Genomic DNA, 15720 nt, shown 5'->3' on the forward strand with positions numbered 1-15720 from the left:
TATCAAAATATCGTTTCAAATTAACATGACCCGATATGTATAACTTTATAACTCCCGCCGAAAACGCCTTTCCAAACAGTAGTTAACCAGGGAAACTATTTATATTGTGACAATCGCACTTATTGAATACTCTTTTTTGATGTTACAACCGCGGTCTGACAAGAGTGAAAAGCTCTCTTACATTTTTTTGAGCAGAAATCAGTGACGAAAGTACCAATCTCTACTGGTAAGTAAACAGCGCGATCAGTTACATTTGTCATACCAATCTGTTGTCCGGGATATGCCATGTCCGCCCCACTAACTGGCGCCAAACTGAATTTGCGCATTATTTCTATCGTTGTTTTTACCTGCATTTGCTACTTCTCTATAGGGCTGCCGCTGGCCGTTTTACCCAGTTTTGTACATTATGATTTAGGCTACAGCACACTGCTGGCAGGCATTGTCATCAGTATTCAGTACATTTCCACTCTGTTCAGCCGCCCCCATGCCGGGCGTTACACCGATACCTGGGGCCCCAAAAAAGTAGTGTCCTTGGGGATTATCTGTTGCGGACTGAGCGGGTTATCCACACTGATTGCCTCGTTTCTCACTCACTCCCCTGTACTGGCCGTTGCCGCGTTACTGGTTGGCCGCCTGTTTCTTGGCGTGGGAGAAAGCTTTACCGCCACCGGCGCGACGCTATGGGGCATTAAAACCGTGGGCAGTATTCATACTTCCCGGGTGATTTCCTGGAATGGCGTAGCAACCTATGTCGCCATGGCATCCGGTGCGCCACTCGGTGTTATTCTGAACCAATATTTTGGGCTGGCCGGTTTTTCTGTACTCATTATCGCTATCGCAGCCATTGGGCTGTTTTTTGCCCGAGGTAAAGCGGATGTCAAAGTGGTTGCGGGTAAACGCGCACCGTTTCACAAAGTGGTCGCCCGCGTGTTCCCGTTTGGGATGGGGCTGGGTTTAGGCACCATTGGTTTTGGGGTTATCGCTACTTTTATTACGCTCTACTTTGCTCAACGCCAGTGGCAGGGAGCGGCGTTTACACTCTCGCTGTTCAGTATTGGGTTTATCTGTGTCCGCCTGGTTCTGAGTAACACCATAATCCGGTTTGGCGGCATACGGGTATCACTGGTGTGTTTTATCGTGGAGTGCCTGGGGTTATTGCTTATCTGGCTTGCGCCTAACGCCTGGCTTGCTGGTGCAGGGGCATTTATGGCAGGTTTTGGTTTCTCGCTGGTGTTCCCGGCACTGGGTGTCGAAGCGGTTAACCGTGTGGAAGAACAAAATCAGGGGTCAGCACTGGGTGTTTTCTCTGCATTTCTCGACCTGGCGCTGGGGATTACCGGGCCGGTTGCCGGGTGGGTAAGCGGCCTGTGGGGTATGCAGTCCATATACCTGTGCGCGGCCATCATGGTGATGGCCGGTTGGGGGTTGATGTTATGGGTTAGCATTCGCGCCCCGGTACGCCCCAAAACACCAACAGCGTAAAACCGTTACTCTGGCACTAACACAACCCCCTGGTTCTCCTGGTTGTTGCGGTTGCCACGGTATACCTGCCAGCCCACTTTTCCCTGCTGGAGAGTAAATACCGCCGTTGCCAGGGTATTTTCGTCGTCAGGATCCTGCGGGTCCTGGCGGTAAACGGGTAGCGGCTCACTCTGAGTATCCGATAAAATCGCCAGCGCCTCATCTGGCGACAGGGCTTTCTCTGGTAAGCCTGAGCGCCATTGTTCGAGGCGCTGCTGGCGCGATGCAGAGCTTCCAGTAACCACCTGTTCAATATTTGCCAGTGCCGGGTGAACCAGGTGATTGGCATGCCCGGCGACCTGGGTTATTTCCCGTACTGAACACCCGCTTCCGGTGGCTTCGACAGACAATATCTGGTTTTCACCAGCCCGGCTGAGGGTATGGTGAAATGCCCCTGCCCGTGCAGTTTGCGTCAAAACAGCAACCGCTTCATCCAGGGTGCTGGCATTCAGCGCCGCTCTTGCCAGCACCTGGCGCGGCAACCCTGGTGGCCGGTGTTGTGCCCGAATGTTATTAACTGTATTCACAATACCGTGAGCATTCACCGAGAATGTATGCCCGCAAATTGACCCCGGGTAAGCAAAACTGGTAAAGGCAACGCCGTCATCAGGTTGAATGGTCACTAACGCGCAATCATTGAATAACTGCGGGTAGCCATCTTCATTGTGGGCAATAACGGGTTCCCCCTGAGCAGTAAAACCCGCCACAGTAGTACAGCCATCTGACGTAGAGGGCACCAGGTCGCCACGGCAATTCCAGGCGAATACGCTGCCAAACGGTGCATCCAGCCCGGCTGCAAGGCCTTCCAGCTCCTGCCAGATTGCCGGAAACTGTTCGCGCACTGCGGCCTGCAATTGCGCCAGCACAGGCGCATGAACAGGAGAAGTGACTGAACGCCACAAAGGTGTATTCACCACAAAGCGGTGCCAGGCGGTGTAACCAAACTGGCCAAGTTGCTGGCCGGTCGCAAAAGGTGAACCTTGAAGGGTTAGCGTTTTCATGGTGATAACGTCGTACTTACTCAATTAAGATACATGCTGTAAAAAGGCATTAAGCCGCGGGTTTGAACCACCACCCACCAGAGTGGTAGAAAAAGTTGTGCGGAAAAGAGTAACACTGGCTGGTAATATTATCGCTAGATTTCATATGGATACTTTCTGCTCCAGAACAAAAATTTACCTGCCTTAATTCCACTTCCACACGAATTATTCACCCTCACCGGATGGACAAATCTTAAACCCATTATTTTATTGTGCCATTATCCTTGTATTTTATAGACGACCAGTCTAAATTAGGCGCCATGAACATGCCCACTATGCAAAAACGCCGTGGCCGCCCGCCCAAAGAAGGGCGCAGCCGCGAAGAAACCCAACAAGCCCTGCTCAGAGCCGGTACAGAAGCAATGACCAGTAATGGTTTTACCGCATCTGGTCTGGATCAAATTCTGAAGTCGGTTGGTGTACCTAAAGGGTCGTTTTACTACTACTTTTCCAGCAAAGAAGCCTGGGGAATGGCAGTGCTTGAGTGGTACGACGCATTCTTTCGCCGCATGCTGGAAAAACACCTGAATAACACGGCTCGCCCTCCTCTCAGCCGCCTGGCGGACTTTGTCGACCAGGCGTGTGCTGGCATGGCGAAATACCAGTTCACCAGAGGCTGTCTGGTTGGCAACCTTGGGCAAGAAGGCCCGTTACTCTCTGCCGATTTTTGCGCCCGGCTGGAGGCTGTGCTGCAAGGCTGGCAGGCTCTGGTGGAACAAACATTACAAGCCGCACGCGACGACGGCACGCTTGCCCCAGGTGCAGATTGCGCACAACTGGCTGCATTTTTCTGGATTGGCTGGGAAGGTGCGGTATTACGCGCCCGCCTGACACGCAGTGAAGACCCAATGCGGTTATTCCTCGCAGGCTTTCTTGCCGGTCTCCCCCGAATTTAATACAAGCTAACAGGAGTTTTTATGAGTCAGTTTAATGCTCTGCTGGTAGAAAAAGATGACGCCGGCTACCGCTGCACAACCCAACGCCTGGATGAAAGCCAGTTGCCTGAGGAAAACGTCTCAATCGATGTTGAATACAGCACACTGAACTTCAAAGACGGGCTGGCAATTACCGGGAAAAGCCCGGTGGTACGCACCTTCCCGCTGGTACCAGGTATTGACCTAGCAGGGACTGTGACACACAGTGCCCACCCGCGCTTTAAAGCTGGCGACAAAGTGGTACTGAATGGCTGGAGTGTTGGCGAACAATACTGGGGCGGTCTGGCACAAAAAGCACGGATTAATGGCGATTTTCTGGTGCCACTGCCAGCAGGTATCACGCCTTTCCAGGCAATGGCGATTGGCACTGCAGGTTATACTGCCATGTTGTGTGTGATGGCACTGCTGCGCCATGGCATTAAACCGCAGGATGGCGAAATTCTGGTTACCGGGGCAAATGGCGGTGTTGGCAGCGTGGCAGTCGCTCTGCTGGCAAAACTGGGCTACAACGTGGTGGCATCCACCGGCCGCCCGGAACTGGCAGATGGCCTGAAAGCACTGGGTGCCAGCACAATTATTGACCGTGATACGCTCAGCCAGCCAGGCCGCCCGTTAGGGAAAGAACGCTGGGCTGGTGTGGTGGATTCCGTTGGCAGCCACACGCTGGCAAATGCCTGCGCAACCACTAAAGCAGATGGTGCGGTTGCCGCTTGCGGGCTGGCACAAGGGATGGATTTCCCGTCTACTGTTGCGCCGTTTATTCTGCGTGGTGTGAGCCTGCTGGGCATTAACAGCGTTACCCGCCCTTACGAAGAACGCACTGAAGCCTGGTCCCGCCTGGCTGAAACGCTGGATTTCTCCTTGCTGGAAGGGATCACCCGCACTATCAGCCCGGAAGAAGCGATTCCGGCCGCCAGCGATTTGCTGGCCGGGAAAATTCGCGGCCGCCTGGTTGTGGATGTAAACCGCTAAATGCTCTGCCCCGCTAGCTGCTTGCTGGCGGGGTTTATCACTCCCGAAATTGCCGGGCATCAATATGGTACTGCTTCATTTTGCGCCACAACGTGGTACGGCCAATATTAAGCAGGCGTGACATCTCTAAAACCCTCCCCTGAGTCACTCTGGCTGCATGCATAATGGCATCCCGTTCGATTGCCGGAAAAGATAAGCCCGAAGACATTGCAGGCCACGCCGGTTCACCGGATGCAGAAATACTCAATAAATAATCCGGTAAATTACTCAGGCGCAAACGCCCGTTATCGCTGCGCATGGCCATATTTTCAACCACAGTATTCAGCTCAAAGTCATTACCCGGCCAGGTGTAATCCGCCAGTTGAGCCAGGACTTCGTCATCAATGCGGTACCGGGTCGCGAAAGGTTTTTCCAGTTGCGCCAGTTTATGGCGCACCAGTTCCTGAATACTGGCTTTACGCTGGCGCAGTGGAGGAATGTGAATTTCAAAAGCGTGGAAGGCGTAATACAACTGGCGGCTGAACTGTTTTTGCGCCACCCGGTCTTCCAGGTTTTGCCCTGTCGCCGCCACGATTTTAACATCCACCGGGATCATGCGCTGGGAACCCTGGCGGGTGACCATGCCCTGCTTAATAACCTGTAACAGTGCCGACTGAATTTCTCCCGGTAAAAATTCAATATTATCCAAAAAGAGCGTTCCACCATGAGCCAGCTCAGGCTTACTTAACTGGCCGTTTTGCTCATCTGTTGGGCCTGTACCCAGGAAATCGGCTACAGCACCCGGGTCGGCAAAACGCTGGCAGTTAATGGCAATATATGGCCCACCCGCCTGGCGGGTTTCATTATGAATAGCTTCACTGAGACTGGTTTTCCCCACACCTTCTTCACCAGTCAGCAAGACTGGAAAATTGCCTTTTGCCGCCTGGCGGCCAAAATGCACCAGGCGCCGTGAGTCGGCATCCTTCTGAGGCATCTGCTCGAAGGTGTGGCTGGCCCGGCCTATCTGGCTGGTCATTAACTGGCGCATCTGTTCAGGTGGGTGCAGCAGCAGAATAAAACTATCGCCCTGCGCATCATGAATGGGCTTGAGAGTCACCACCAGGTCAATAAACTGGTGCTGGCTTTCAAAAGTGACTTCAACATGGTTCAGGCGCTGGCGCTTACGAATACCTCTGCGCAGCAACGCCGGTAATGTAACCAGTTCCTGTAACGGCTGCCCCTGGCTCAGTTGCGGCTGTAACAGTAATAATTCCGCTGCCTGCGGATTAAGAAACTGCACAACGCCTTGTGAATCCCAGGCCAGCACGCCATCGTTCATACTTTCCAGCAAACCATAAAGCTGGTTTAAATGGCGGTTTGATTCTGCCAGCAGGCTGTCGGTCAGCAATGAGTTGCCCACCTCACGGGCAATGGCCAGCGTCAGAGGCAAGTCACCGGGGCAAGTCTCTTCGCTGCGGCACACCAGTGCCACAGAGCCCGCAAGCCGCCCGTGGTTATCAAATACCGGCGTGGCGCAAAAACACCAGGCAAACAACGCCTGTTTAAAATGCGCACGGCCTGCGGTTTTAACGGGCTGCCCCAGTTGAGCGGCGAGGGATAACGCACAACTGCCAATAATGCTTTCCGAACAATAGCACCCGGCACTGAACCCCAGGTCAGCCAGCGCTGATAACGTCTGTGGGTGCCCGCAACTTTCCAGTAAACAGGCGGATTCATCCAGCACCAGTAGTGCGCAGTGCCGCCGGTCCATAAACTCCAGGGCGTCTTCCAGTGCCGCCTGCGCAATGGTTATCAACGCCGCTTTGCGCTGGCAAATAGAGCGAAATGTTACGCCCAGAGCCCGGTGGGGCTGGCGCCAGGTTTCCGGGTGCATCATAGCGGCACAGCGGTGCCAGGACTCATGGATATAAGGCGGGTATTCAGGTGAGGAAGTGACATTATCTGGCATGCAGTGATCCGGTAGCAGTAGAGATACAAAATAATCGGATTACGGCACGCCACACACCGCTGAGACTGGCACCCGCCAGTGTTCAGGGCGCTGAAAACAGCCAGCGTACCTGCAATCGAAGAATGAAGAATATCAGGCCATTATTAGCTGTACCTGGCAAAAAAAGGGGCGAGACGGATCATGTTTCTGCTAATCCCCCGCCAGTTTCCGGCTGGCGGGGGGATTAATCTTATTTAGCCAGCCACTGCTGGCCGAGTAAATCTGCGGTCAGGATGGCTGCGTAAACCTGCTCAGGAGTAACCGGGAACGGCATGTTATGGATGGTTTCACCTTCAGCACAACTGGCTTTTGCTACCGCCATAATGCTGTTTTCAATATCGGCAGTGACACCCATTTCAGCCAAAGTAACCGGCAGGCCGACCCGGTGGCAGAAACCCAGGACTGTTTCCAGTTCTTCCATTGGGCTGTTTTGCAGCACCAGTTGCGCCAGCGTACCGAAAGCCACTTTTTCGCCATGATACAAATGGTGGCAGGATTCCAGCACGGTGAACCCATTATGGATAGCGTGGGCCGCCGCCAGCCCGCTACTTTCAAAGCCGATACCGCTCAGGTAAGTATTGGCTTCAATAATCCGTTCCAGCGCTGTGGTTACCACACCGGCCTGAGCGGCAAGGCGTGCCTTCTCCCCTTCAGCCAGTAAGGTGTCGTAACACAACCGGGCAAGGCTGAGCGCCGCGGCGGTAGACTGCCCCCCGGCCATGCTAACAGCGTGGGCGTCATAGCAGGCTTTGGCTTCAAACCAGGTGGAAAGCGCATCCCCCATGCCAGCCACCAGCAGGCGCACCGGTGCTTTGGCAATAATAGCGGTGTCCATCACCACCATATCCGGGTTTTTCGGGTAGATAAGGTACTCTTCAAATTCGCCCTGGTCGGAATAAATCACTGATAACGCACTGGTTGGTGCATCAGTGGACGCAATGGTTGGCACCACAATAACCGGCAAATGCAGGTAGTAACCCATGGCTTTTGCGGTATCAAGTGTTTTCCCGCCACCGACGCCAATCACGCCTTTACTTCCCTGAGCCTTCATCAGTGCTATCAGGCGGTTAATTTCATTGTGGCTGCATTCACCACCAAAACGTTCAGCATGGCATTGAATATCGTTACGGTGCAGGCCATCAATCACTTTTTCCCCGGCCAGCTTCATAACCAGGTCATCAGCAATCACGAAGAAACTGTCTGCAAGGCTTTTGGCATATTCGCCAAACAGTGCTGCTGCATCCGGGCCTTGCAAGTATTTAGAAGGGGACTGAATTACATTTAGCATTGGTGTTATCCTCCACAACCAGGTTGTTTTCCTGCCCGCATTACTGCCGGAACCGGGTTGCTACAACCCCATTTCATTTCAGGGTTCCAGCGTCAAATTGGGCTGTTTCCATGTCACTGTTTAATGCACTGATGTCATTCTGGCTTTTGCTAACCAAGAAAAAATAGAAATATTAATGTTCCATTTTGAAACACATTAATAAATACTGCGTTTCAATCAGAAACAGATATTCATGAAACCACAGAAAAGTGCGATCCAGGCATCACACAAAATAGCAAACCAGCCTGACACAGGCCGGTTTCAGCAGATACCACCAGGAGATGCACGGGTAAAATCCCGCACAAAGAAAATGACCAGCCTCCAGTCTTTTGGGTAATAACCCTTTTATTTCACACAAGAAAAACCCGGCCGAACACTAATTTATTTGATACCAGTCTCAGTTTTTCTCTTCGCACTGAATATATGTTTCATAATGGAACATATATTTATTTTTACGTTCCATAACGAAACACCATTTTTTGTTTTTTTATTTCATGCAAGGCCAGGCAAGAATAACCTGGTGAACATGAATACCAACTCTGTGTAAACCAGCCAGCCCTGAATGGAGCATCGAACAAAATGAAAAAGCTAATTAATGATGTCGAAACTGTGCTAACGGAACAACTTGCCGGTCTGGTAAAAGCGCACCCTTCGTTGCGCCTCCACCCGGACCCGCTGTATGTCACCCGGGCAGATGCGCCGGTGAGTGGCAAAGTGGCGCTGCTGTCTGGCGGCGGAAGCGGCCATGAACCAATGCATTGTGGCTATGTCGGCGAAGGTATGCTGAGCGGTGCCTGCCCGGGCGAAATATTTACCTCACCAACTCCGGATAAAATCTTCGAGTGCGCACAGGCTATAGATGGCGGTGAAGGCGTACTGATGATAATCAAAAACTACACCGGCGATATTCTCAATTTTGAAACCGCGGCAGAATTACTGCACGACAGCGGTGTGCAGGTTGCAACAGTGATAGTTGATGATGACGTGGCAGTAAAAGACAGCCTGTATACCGCAGGGCGCCGGGGTGTGGCGAATACAGTACTGATTGAAAAGCTGTTGGGTGCGGCGGCACAGCGTGGTGATTCACTAAGCCAGTGTGCGCAGTTAGGCTGGCAAATCAATAATCAGGGGCACTCAATTGGTATTGCCCTCAGTGCCTGTACTGTACCGGCTGCCGGAACACCGTCGTTTACTCTGAATGAACATGAAATGGAGTTCGGCGTGGGGATTCATGGTGAACCCGGCATTGATCGCCGGGCGTTTACCAACCTTAACGATACTGTCGATGCCATGTTCGCCACACTGCTGGAAAATGGTACCTGGCAACGCACACTGCGCCAGTGGGACTGCAGGCAAGGTGAGTGGCAGGAACACACTGAACAAAAACAGGCACTGCAACAAGGCGACCGGGTCATTGCCCTGGTGAACAACCTTGGCGCAACGCCACTTTCTGAATTGTATGGTGTTTATGACCGGCTGGCACACTGTTGCCAGCAAGCCGGAATAATCATTGAACGCAACCTGGTAGGGTCTTACTGCACATCGCTGGATATGTCCGGCATCTCTATTACTTTATTGAAAGTGGATGATGGTCTGCTGTCACTGTGGGATGCGCCGGTCAATACACCGGCACTGAGATGGGGAGAATAACCATGAGCCAGTCATTAAGCCGTGAACAAATTGTCAACTGGTTAACCTTGTGTACCGATGTTTTCACCCGGGAAAGTGATTTTTTGACCGGGCTGGACCGGGAAATCGGTGATGCTGACCACGGGCTGAACATGCATCGCGGGTTTAATAAAGTGGCGGAAAAACTCCCGGCCGTGGCCGATAAAGACATCGGTTTTATATTAAAAAACACCGGCATGACGCTGCTCTCCAGCGTTGGCGGTGCCAGTGGCCCACTGTTTGGTACTTTCTTTATGCGTGCAGCCCAACCTGCTCAGGCGCACCAGGCGCTTACTCTGGAAGAGCTGACTCAGGTTATCCAGGAAGGTGCCGCAGGCGTTGCCAGCCGTGGCAAAGCTGAACCTGGGGATAAAACCATGTGCGATGTCTGGGGGCCGGTGGTGGAAAGTTTACGCCAGTCCAGCCTGCAACAAATCCCTCTGAATGACGCACTGACAGCCGCCAGCCAGTGTGCTGAAGAAGCGGCGCACAGCACAATTACCATGCAGGCGCGCAAAGGCCGGGCCAGCTATCTGGGTGAGCGCAGCATCGGCCATCAGGACCCGGGGGCGACCTCGGTGATGTTTATGATGCAGGCGCTGGCACAGGCCGCACAGGCATAGGGAGTAAGAAATATGGTTAATCTGGTTATCGTTTCACACAGTGCCGCTTTGGGTGAAGGCGTGTGTGCGTTGTCGCAACAAATGTTGCAGGGGAAAACGAACTGCCGGATAGCTGTCGCCGCCGGGCTGGATGACCCGGATTTCCCCATCGGCACCGACCCGGTAAAAGTAATGGACGCCATTGCTTCCGTTGCCGATGCTGACCATATTCTGGTGTTGATGGATATGGGCAGCGCCCTGCTCAGCGCTGAAACAGCACTGGAGTTGCTTGAACCAGAGGTCGCAGCCAAAGTTACACTTTGTGCCGCGCCTTTGGTGGAGGGGGCGCTGGCGGCAGCCAGCATTGCCGCCACCGGGGCGGGTATCGAGCGGGTAAAAGCCGAAGCAGAAAATGCGCTGCAAGCCAAACGTGTCCAGTTGGGGGTGGAAGATAGCGCCCCACTGCCCCCACCGGTTGCATTAGCACAAATTACTGGCGAGAGCGCCATGACAGCCAGTTGGGTGGTCACCAACCCTCATGGGCTGCATGTGCGCCCGGCGGCACACCTGGTGGCGGCACTGAGTGGTTTTAATGCTGCGCTGTCACTGGAGAAAGGTGGCAAGTGCATCTCGCCGATTACCCTCAACCAAATTGCCCTGCTGCAGGTACGGTGTGGCGATACGTTGCGGTTAATCGCCCAGGGTCCGGATGCAGCGGCGGCCATTGACGCCTTTCTGGCACTGGCACAAAACCAGTTTGGCGAAGGGGAAACCACAGCAGGTACTGCCACTGAATTGCCAGCCAAAATAACCGGGGCAGTGCGATGGCTGGCACAGGACTACGCGCCATTTACGCCACCAGCACTGTCTGGTTCAACTGCGCCATTTTCCGCACTGGAACAGGCCATCAACCGCACGCTGGATGACCTTCTGGCGTTGGCTCACCAGGCGGAACACGACGGGCTGGCAGACATTGCCGCTATATTCAGCGGGCAACATACTCTGCTGGATGACCCGGATTTGCTGGTTGAAACCCGCACACACATGCAGCAGCACCAACACAGTGCCGCGCTGGCATGGCACCAGGTGGTGTCCGGTGTGGCAGAGAGCTACCGCGAGCTGAGCGATGAGTATTTACAGGCGCGTTATATTGATATCGAGGATATTTTGCACCGCACATTGTGCCACCTGCTTGGAATACCGCTTGTGGTACCAACGTTCCCGGTGGGCAGCGTATTGTGTGCAGAAAATCTGTGGCCTTCACTGGCGATGCAGTTACCTGTAAGCGAAGTGCGTGCCATTTGCCTGCGTGCTGGCAGCCCACAATCCCACAGTGCAATTATTGCCCGCCAGCGTGGTATCGTAATGCTGACCGGCCTGGGAGCCTTGCTGGATAACTGGCAGGAAGGGGAAGCCATTAATGTATTCAGCACCGGCAAAATCGCCCGGCCAGGCGGCCAGGGCTGATTAGCCGGTAACTTCAAGCCCGTCAGGTGGTGGCGGCAATTCTGACGCCACCACCACCTGAGCCCGGCCCAGGTGTTTTGCGTGATACAGCGCTTCATCTGCCCGGCTGACCAGCAGATCCTGGCGAGCATCCTCCGGCCAGGTCGACACACCAACAGAGACAGTTACCGCGCCAAAGTGGTGGAAATCCGGTAACTGATTAATGGCCGCCACTTGTTCCAGCACCTGGCAGGCAAGGCTTTTCGCCGCTGCGCTGTTCATTTCAGGCAGCAAAACCAGGAACTCTTCGCCACCGTAGCGCCACAAGTAGCCCCGCTCCCCCACCACCCGTTTCAGCGTTGCCGCAACCTGGCGAATCACATCGTCGCCCGCCTCATGGCCAAACTTATCATTGAGCTGTTTAAAATTATCAATATCCACCATCAGACAACTGACTGGTTGCGAATTTTGGCTCGCCTGGTCCAGGCAGTTTTTCAGGGCGTCTTCAAGGTAATAGCGGTTACGCAACCCGGTCAGGGAATCGAACAACGCTTTTTCCTGCAAGGCTTCACGCAATTTCTGGCTGGTGATTGCCTGCGCCAGCGTTTCTGCCACCAAATCCAGATACAGAAGCGGGAATTCAGCCTGCGGGTCGTTCTGGCGCAACACCATCACACCAATATTTTCCCCGTAAGCCATTAACGGCACACAGACATGATGGCGAGAGTCTTCAGTGGAATCAGGCAAGTGCAGGCAACGCATGTCCGGGCCCAGTAAAGTGGCACTGTGGCGGTGACCGCGGCGAATCGCCCAACAGGCCGGAGGTAAAAAAGGCGCTGAATCGCGGTCCATACCCTGCCAGGCGGCAACACAGCGCATCTCCTCTGAGGCATTTTTTTGCACAAAAAGCTGGCCGCCAATGCCCGGCGCAATTTCTGGCACAAAGACCCCGGCAACCCGCCAGATATCTTTGCGATGCTCACAGGCCTGGAGGCGCTGAGCCAGGGTTGCCAACAAACGCCGCCGGGCCAGGTCTGCCTCACGTTCCCGCTCCAGTTGCTGGCGCACCAGGCCATTTTCACGGAATATACGCAGGGCCTGAGCCATATCGCCAATTTCATCGATTTGGCGGTAATCCGGTGGTTCGGCGGCATAATCCTGGGCCGCCAGGCGGCTGACCACATCACTCAGTTTGACTACAGGTTGTAATAAGCGACGGCGTAAAATCACCCCAAGTACCAGCAAAAACAACCCGGATGTCATCACCACCATAATTTCAGACAGTGTGCGCAATTTACGGGCCGTTTCCCCGGTTTGCGCCACCACGATTTGCGCCTGGGCGTTTACCTGGCTGTAAAACGCCGTTATCGCGCTGTCTATTTGCTCCAGTTGCTGTTGGTATTCCCGGTTAAACAGCAAATTCACCGCCTGATGGCTATTTCCATTATCTTTCTCAGCCATTGCCTGGCGCTGGAGCACCGTTAAGGCATCGCTCTGCACCAGCGCTTTACGCAGGGCATCCAGGGCGCTGTCGGGGATCCCCCGCACCCGGTAATGCTCCAGCCGTATTTCCAGTTTATTTTCCACCACCTGTAATTGTTGCCACGCCAGCAAATCCTGCGGGTCCTGGTCAATAACATAGTCACGGGCAAGGTCACTTTCCTGGTAGACGTCTTTATCCAGTTGCTCACTAAGGCCATCCAGCGTGGCTCTTTGTGCCACCGCCTGGCGCTCAGCGGTATCTGCTCTGGAAGCGAGAATCAGCGCACCACCAGAAATTAACGTGAATGCCACGGTGATACCGTAAGCCCAGTTAGTGATTGTGGCGATACGCACGGGGAACCTCGTTTTTGTGGAAAGTTTGACAGAAAGTGTAGTAATGACAGCCAGTAAGGCGAGAGTTACGGCCTGCAAAGCATAAAACATCTCACTAACTGGAATCCAGCGCACACAAAAAATCGTTAACACCAGGCTGTAATGTCCCCATTAACTACAGACCCGAGTGTTATCGAGGCTAATGCTTTGATGGCGACAGCACTGGCAACACAAATTCAAGCCGTAAGTGAAAATCATCAAAACCTGTGACGAACGAAGTGGTCAAAAATCCTGGGGACACTGGCGCTGGCAGTGCGCGAAGTTCGTCTGACAGACGTTCGAGGAATGGACTGCGAAGACGGTTAACTCACCGTACTGGGCCAGACTTTATTACCAGGGGCAGCGAGAAAAAGGGAAATCGAATCAACCAGCTATCCGGGCTTTGGCGCTTAAATGGATAAGGATCATTTACCGCTGTTGGAAGACCAAAACCCGGTACGACGAAGCAAAGTATCTGCTGGCACTGGAAGCTCGACACTCACCTTTACTGAAGCCATAAAAAGCTTGTCGAATGTCTCAGGGCGTGAAACAGACATAGGCAGGAGGATGATGATAATATTTCCATCAGTGGGTACCTGTTTCCAACAGGTGTACTAATGGAATACCAAACGTCATTGCAGAAAATATTGTCAGATGACCCCGTAAGAATGAAGATCCTCTATGCAGTTCAAGCACTGGAACTCAATGATAGTTGGATTGGAGCGGGATTCGTACGGGATGCTGTTTGGGATCAAAGTACCCCGAAGGGTACTTAATTCCGTGAAGAACACATGTGAAATAATCAGGGACTGATTCAGGAACCAATATACAGCATACTGCCAGTTGCCGGCTTTTTATTTTCATTCACCATGTCATTGAATACGTCAGCAGAAGAACCGGTTGCCCATGTGTAGTTTCCGTTACCGTTATTTTTGGCGATCAGGAGGTCAGTATTTTCAGCTTTAACCAGGTTTGAGTAATCCTTTGCAGTATACTGGAAATCAGTATCAGTCGACTGAAGTTTTTTCAGTTTATCCTGAAGTTGTTTAATACTGTCATCGGTAATTCCTTTTTCACTTTTTTCAGCATCACTCATTCCGTCAATGATTTTTAACTGTGACGAAATATCAATGATATTAAAATTATCGTTATTGCCGGAGATCACTCCCTGCGTACTGATATTGACTGAGGTCCGATAATTATTATCGCCAGCATCCATCTGCAAAGACGCAGCCAGCCGTTCTGCTGAAGTGAACGAACCCGACTTATCATAAGCAATGGATGACAGTGTCTGCCGACTCAGACCATCAAAGGGGTTTTTACCCTGATCGCTACCCTGGTAAAGGGACTTAATATAATCAGATGCCTGGCTGGCAAGAGCAAGCCTTGCGGGATCCGTAGAGTCAGGCTTGTCGTTTAAAAAATCAGCATTAACATTCCCGAGGTTGTTGTTAAATACGTTTTCGAGCGCTGACATACTCATCGTGTCATAGCCACCGGAACTGGTGACTTTATTGGCCTTGATTTGTGAGAGCAAACCCTGATAACGCGAGTCGTCTGATAAGGAAACTTTTGTGCTACTTACTCCCCCTGCACTGGATTGTACTGAACTGCCTGTCGGAGAGACTGGAGTGGAAGTAACAGAATTACTGATACCGGAATTGAGATTCTGAAGAATGTTGTTGAGGCTACTGATGCTGGTCATAGCTCCTGCTCCATATCAATAGATAAATTGTCTGCAAGCCCTGTGTGTGGATGGTTGTATGGAGGATACACAGCTTGATAACAGTCCTATTAAACGGTTCATCAGAAAGTGATAACCCGGAAACCTCCATTATATCCCGGACCAAAGTGATGTATGGCTAGAGAATTATTCAATTATCGGCACAAAGTTAAAATTTATTACACTTTTCAAACGCAAAGTTTAGTGAATAAGAACAACTAAGGACAAATTTATAGATTTAATAAAGTGAAGTTAAGTCATCACATGTGTGAATATAAAAGGTAGTAAAATAAATTGGCACACATACCTGACTCAGTTCCTGAGTCACACGTGGAGAATACCTTACTCAGTACTTCACCACCTGGCGAATGCTTCCCGGCGAAACCTGACGCCGCTCACTTCAACGCTGCAATATGAGTTCGCCGGATACTTACAGTGCTTTCAACCGGAGATTGACAGTCTGCTGTGAGCACAGAGCGGGCATTGCTAACAGCATTTCGTGTGAATCAGAGGGGAGCAGGTCTGATCCTACCCACGAAATGTGGACACGGCCCTAAGCGAGGTTTTCGTTTTCAAATTGTTCCGGGCTGAGACCGCCACAGGCACTGTGACGACGCCACCGATTGTAATCGCACTCGATATAAT

General features: G+C 52.4%; 12 protein-coding genes and 2 pseudogenes. 8 read left to right on the forward strand and 6 right to left on the reverse strand.

The window, feature by feature from the left end:
- The first annotated feature begins 285 nt into the window (after window positions 1–285).
- Window positions 286–1482 (forward strand): MFS transporter, encoded by a 1197-nt coding sequence (locus tag DES37_RS23340; protein ID WP_110028054.1) that lies wholly within the window; start codon window positions 286–288, stop codon window positions 1480–1482.
- A gap of 5 nt (window positions 1483–1487) precedes the next feature.
- On the opposite strand, the gene DES37_RS23345 is transcribed toward DES37_RS23340, so the two are convergent.
- Window positions 1488–2522 carry a C45 family autoproteolytic acyltransferase/hydrolase gene (locus DES37_RS23345; protein WP_110028055.1) on the reverse strand — a complete coding sequence of 345 codons (1035 nt, stop codon included), beginning with the start codon at window positions 2520–2522 and terminating at the stop codon, window positions 1488–1490.
- Between the two features lie 305 nt (window positions 2523–2827).
- Here DES37_RS23345 and acuR point away from each other — a divergent pair, with 305 nt between their 5' ends.
- Complete coding sequence (acuR, locus tag DES37_RS23350) at window positions 2828–3457, forward strand: acrylate utilization transcriptional regulator AcuR (protein WP_245930169.1); 630 nt, start codon at window positions 2828–2830, stop codon at window positions 3455–3457.
- A 21-nt stretch (window positions 3458–3478) separates the two neighbouring features.
- Window positions 3479–4468 (forward strand): acrylyl-CoA reductase (NADPH), encoded by a 990-nt coding sequence (acuI, locus tag DES37_RS23355; RefSeq protein WP_110028056.1) that lies wholly within the window; start codon window positions 3479–3481, stop codon window positions 4466–4468.
- A gap of 37 nt (window positions 4469–4505) precedes the next feature.
- Here the strand turns inward: acuI and dhaR are convergent, their stop codons facing one another.
- Window positions 4506–6416 carry a dihydroxyacetone kinase operon transcriptional regulator DhaR gene (dhaR, locus tag DES37_RS23360; RefSeq protein ID WP_036110384.1) on the reverse strand — a complete coding sequence of 637 codons (1911 nt, stop codon included), beginning with the start codon at window positions 6414–6416 and terminating at the stop codon, window positions 4506–4508.
- Window positions 6417–6645: 229 nt separating this feature from the next.
- Complete coding sequence (locus tag DES37_RS23365; RefSeq protein ID WP_110028057.1) at window positions 6646–7743, reverse strand: glycerol dehydrogenase; 1098 nt, start codon at window positions 7741–7743, stop codon at window positions 6646–6648.
- Between the two features lie 618 nt (window positions 7744–8361).
- On the opposite strand from DES37_RS23365, the gene dhaK reads away from it, so the two are divergent.
- The 3 genes from dhaK to dhaM are packed head-to-tail and all read left to right on the forward strand — an operon-like array spanning window position 8362 to window position 11519.
- Window positions 8362–9432: a dihydroxyacetone kinase subunit DhaK gene (dhaK, locus tag DES37_RS23370; RefSeq protein WP_036110390.1), complete on the forward strand. Its 1071-nt coding sequence runs from the start codon at window positions 8362–8364 to the stop codon at window positions 9430–9432.
- 2 nt (window positions 9433–9434) lie between these two features.
- On the forward strand, window positions 9435–10073 hold the full coding sequence (dhaL, locus tag DES37_RS23375) for a dihydroxyacetone kinase subunit DhaL (RefSeq protein WP_036110393.1): 639 nt from the start codon (window positions 9435–9437) through the stop codon (window positions 10071–10073).
- Window positions 10074–10085: 12 nt separating this feature from the next.
- A complete protein-coding gene (gene dhaM, locus DES37_RS23380) occupies window positions 10086–11519 on the forward strand; it encodes a dihydroxyacetone kinase phosphoryl donor subunit DhaM (RefSeq protein ID WP_110028058.1) in 1434 nt (477 codons plus the stop codon).
- On the opposite strand, the gene DES37_RS23385 is transcribed toward dhaM, so the two are convergent.
- Window positions 11520–13424 carry a diguanylate cyclase gene (locus DES37_RS23385; protein WP_110028059.1) on the reverse strand — a complete coding sequence of 635 codons (1905 nt, stop codon included), beginning with the start codon at window positions 13422–13424 and terminating at the stop codon, window positions 11520–11522.
- A gap of 57 nt (window positions 13425–13481) precedes the next feature.
- On the opposite strand from DES37_RS23385, the pseudogene DES37_RS23390 reads away from it, so the two are divergent.
- Together DES37_RS23390 and DES37_RS23395 are read left to right on the forward strand one after the other, a co-directional pair.
- Window positions 13482–13872 (forward strand): annotated as a pseudogene (locus DES37_RS23390) (IS110 family transposase); the annotation flags it as partial.
- 97 nt (window positions 13873–13969) lie between these two features.
- Window positions 13970–14104, forward strand: a pseudogene (locus DES37_RS23395) (nucleotidyltransferase family protein); the annotation flags it as partial.
- Between the two features lie 62 nt (window positions 14105–14166).
- On the opposite strand, the gene DES37_RS23400 reads toward DES37_RS23395, so the two are convergent.
- The gene (locus DES37_RS23400; RefSeq protein WP_051691397.1) at window positions 14167–15057 is read right to left on the reverse strand and encodes a hypothetical protein; all 891 of its coding nucleotides are present in this window, start codon (window positions 15055–15057) and stop codon (window positions 14167–14169) included.
- Window positions 15058–15628: 571 nt separating this feature from the next.
- Window positions 15629–15720, reverse strand: a 92-nt coding sequence (locus DES37_RS23405) for an IS3 family transposase (protein ID WP_146211534.1), incomplete at its 5' end; no start/stop codon positions are given.

It is taken from the genome of Mangrovibacter plantisponsor (assembly GCF_003182475.1).
Taxonomy (GTDB): Bacteria; Pseudomonadota; Gammaproteobacteria; order Enterobacterales; family Enterobacteriaceae; genus Mangrovibacter; species Mangrovibacter plantisponsor.

Coding starts and splice junctions, on each gene's coding strand:
- dhaL (WP_036110393.1), top strand. CDS start 9,435: ATGAGCCAGTCATTAAGCCGTGAACAAATTGTCAACTGGTTAACCTTG.
- DES37_RS23340 (WP_110028054.1), top strand. CDS start 286: ATGTCCGCCCCACTAACTGGCGCCAAACTGAATTTGCGCATTATTTCT.
- DES37_RS23365 (WP_110028057.1), bottom strand. CDS start 7,743: ATGCTAAATGTAATTCAGTCCCCTTCTAAATACTTGCAAGGCCCGGAT.
- DES37_RS23400 (WP_051691397.1), bottom strand. CDS start 15,057: ATGACCAGCATCAGTAGCCTCAACAACATTCTTCAGAATCTCAATTCC.
- DES37_RS23345 (WP_110028055.1), bottom strand. CDS start 2,522: ATGAAAACGCTAACCCTTCAAGGTTCACCTTTTGCGACCGGCCAGCAA.
- acuR (WP_245930169.1), top strand. CDS start 2,828: ATGCCCACTATGCAAAAACGCCGTGGCCGCCCGCCCAAAGAAGGGCGC.
- acuI (WP_110028056.1), top strand. CDS start 3,479: ATGAGTCAGTTTAATGCTCTGCTGGTAGAAAAAGATGACGCCGGCTAC.
- dhaR (WP_036110384.1), bottom strand. CDS start 6,416: ATGCCAGATAATGTCACTTCCTCACCTGAATACCCGCCTTATATCCAT.
- dhaK (WP_036110390.1), top strand. CDS start 8,362: ATGAAAAAGCTAATTAATGATGTCGAAACTGTGCTAACGGAACAACTT.
- DES37_RS23385 (WP_110028059.1), bottom strand. CDS start 13,424: ATGTTTTATGCTTTGCAGGCCGTAACTCTCGCCTTACTGGCTGTCATT.
- dhaM (WP_110028058.1), top strand. CDS start 10,086: ATGGTTAATCTGGTTATCGTTTCACACAGTGCCGCTTTGGGTGAAGGC.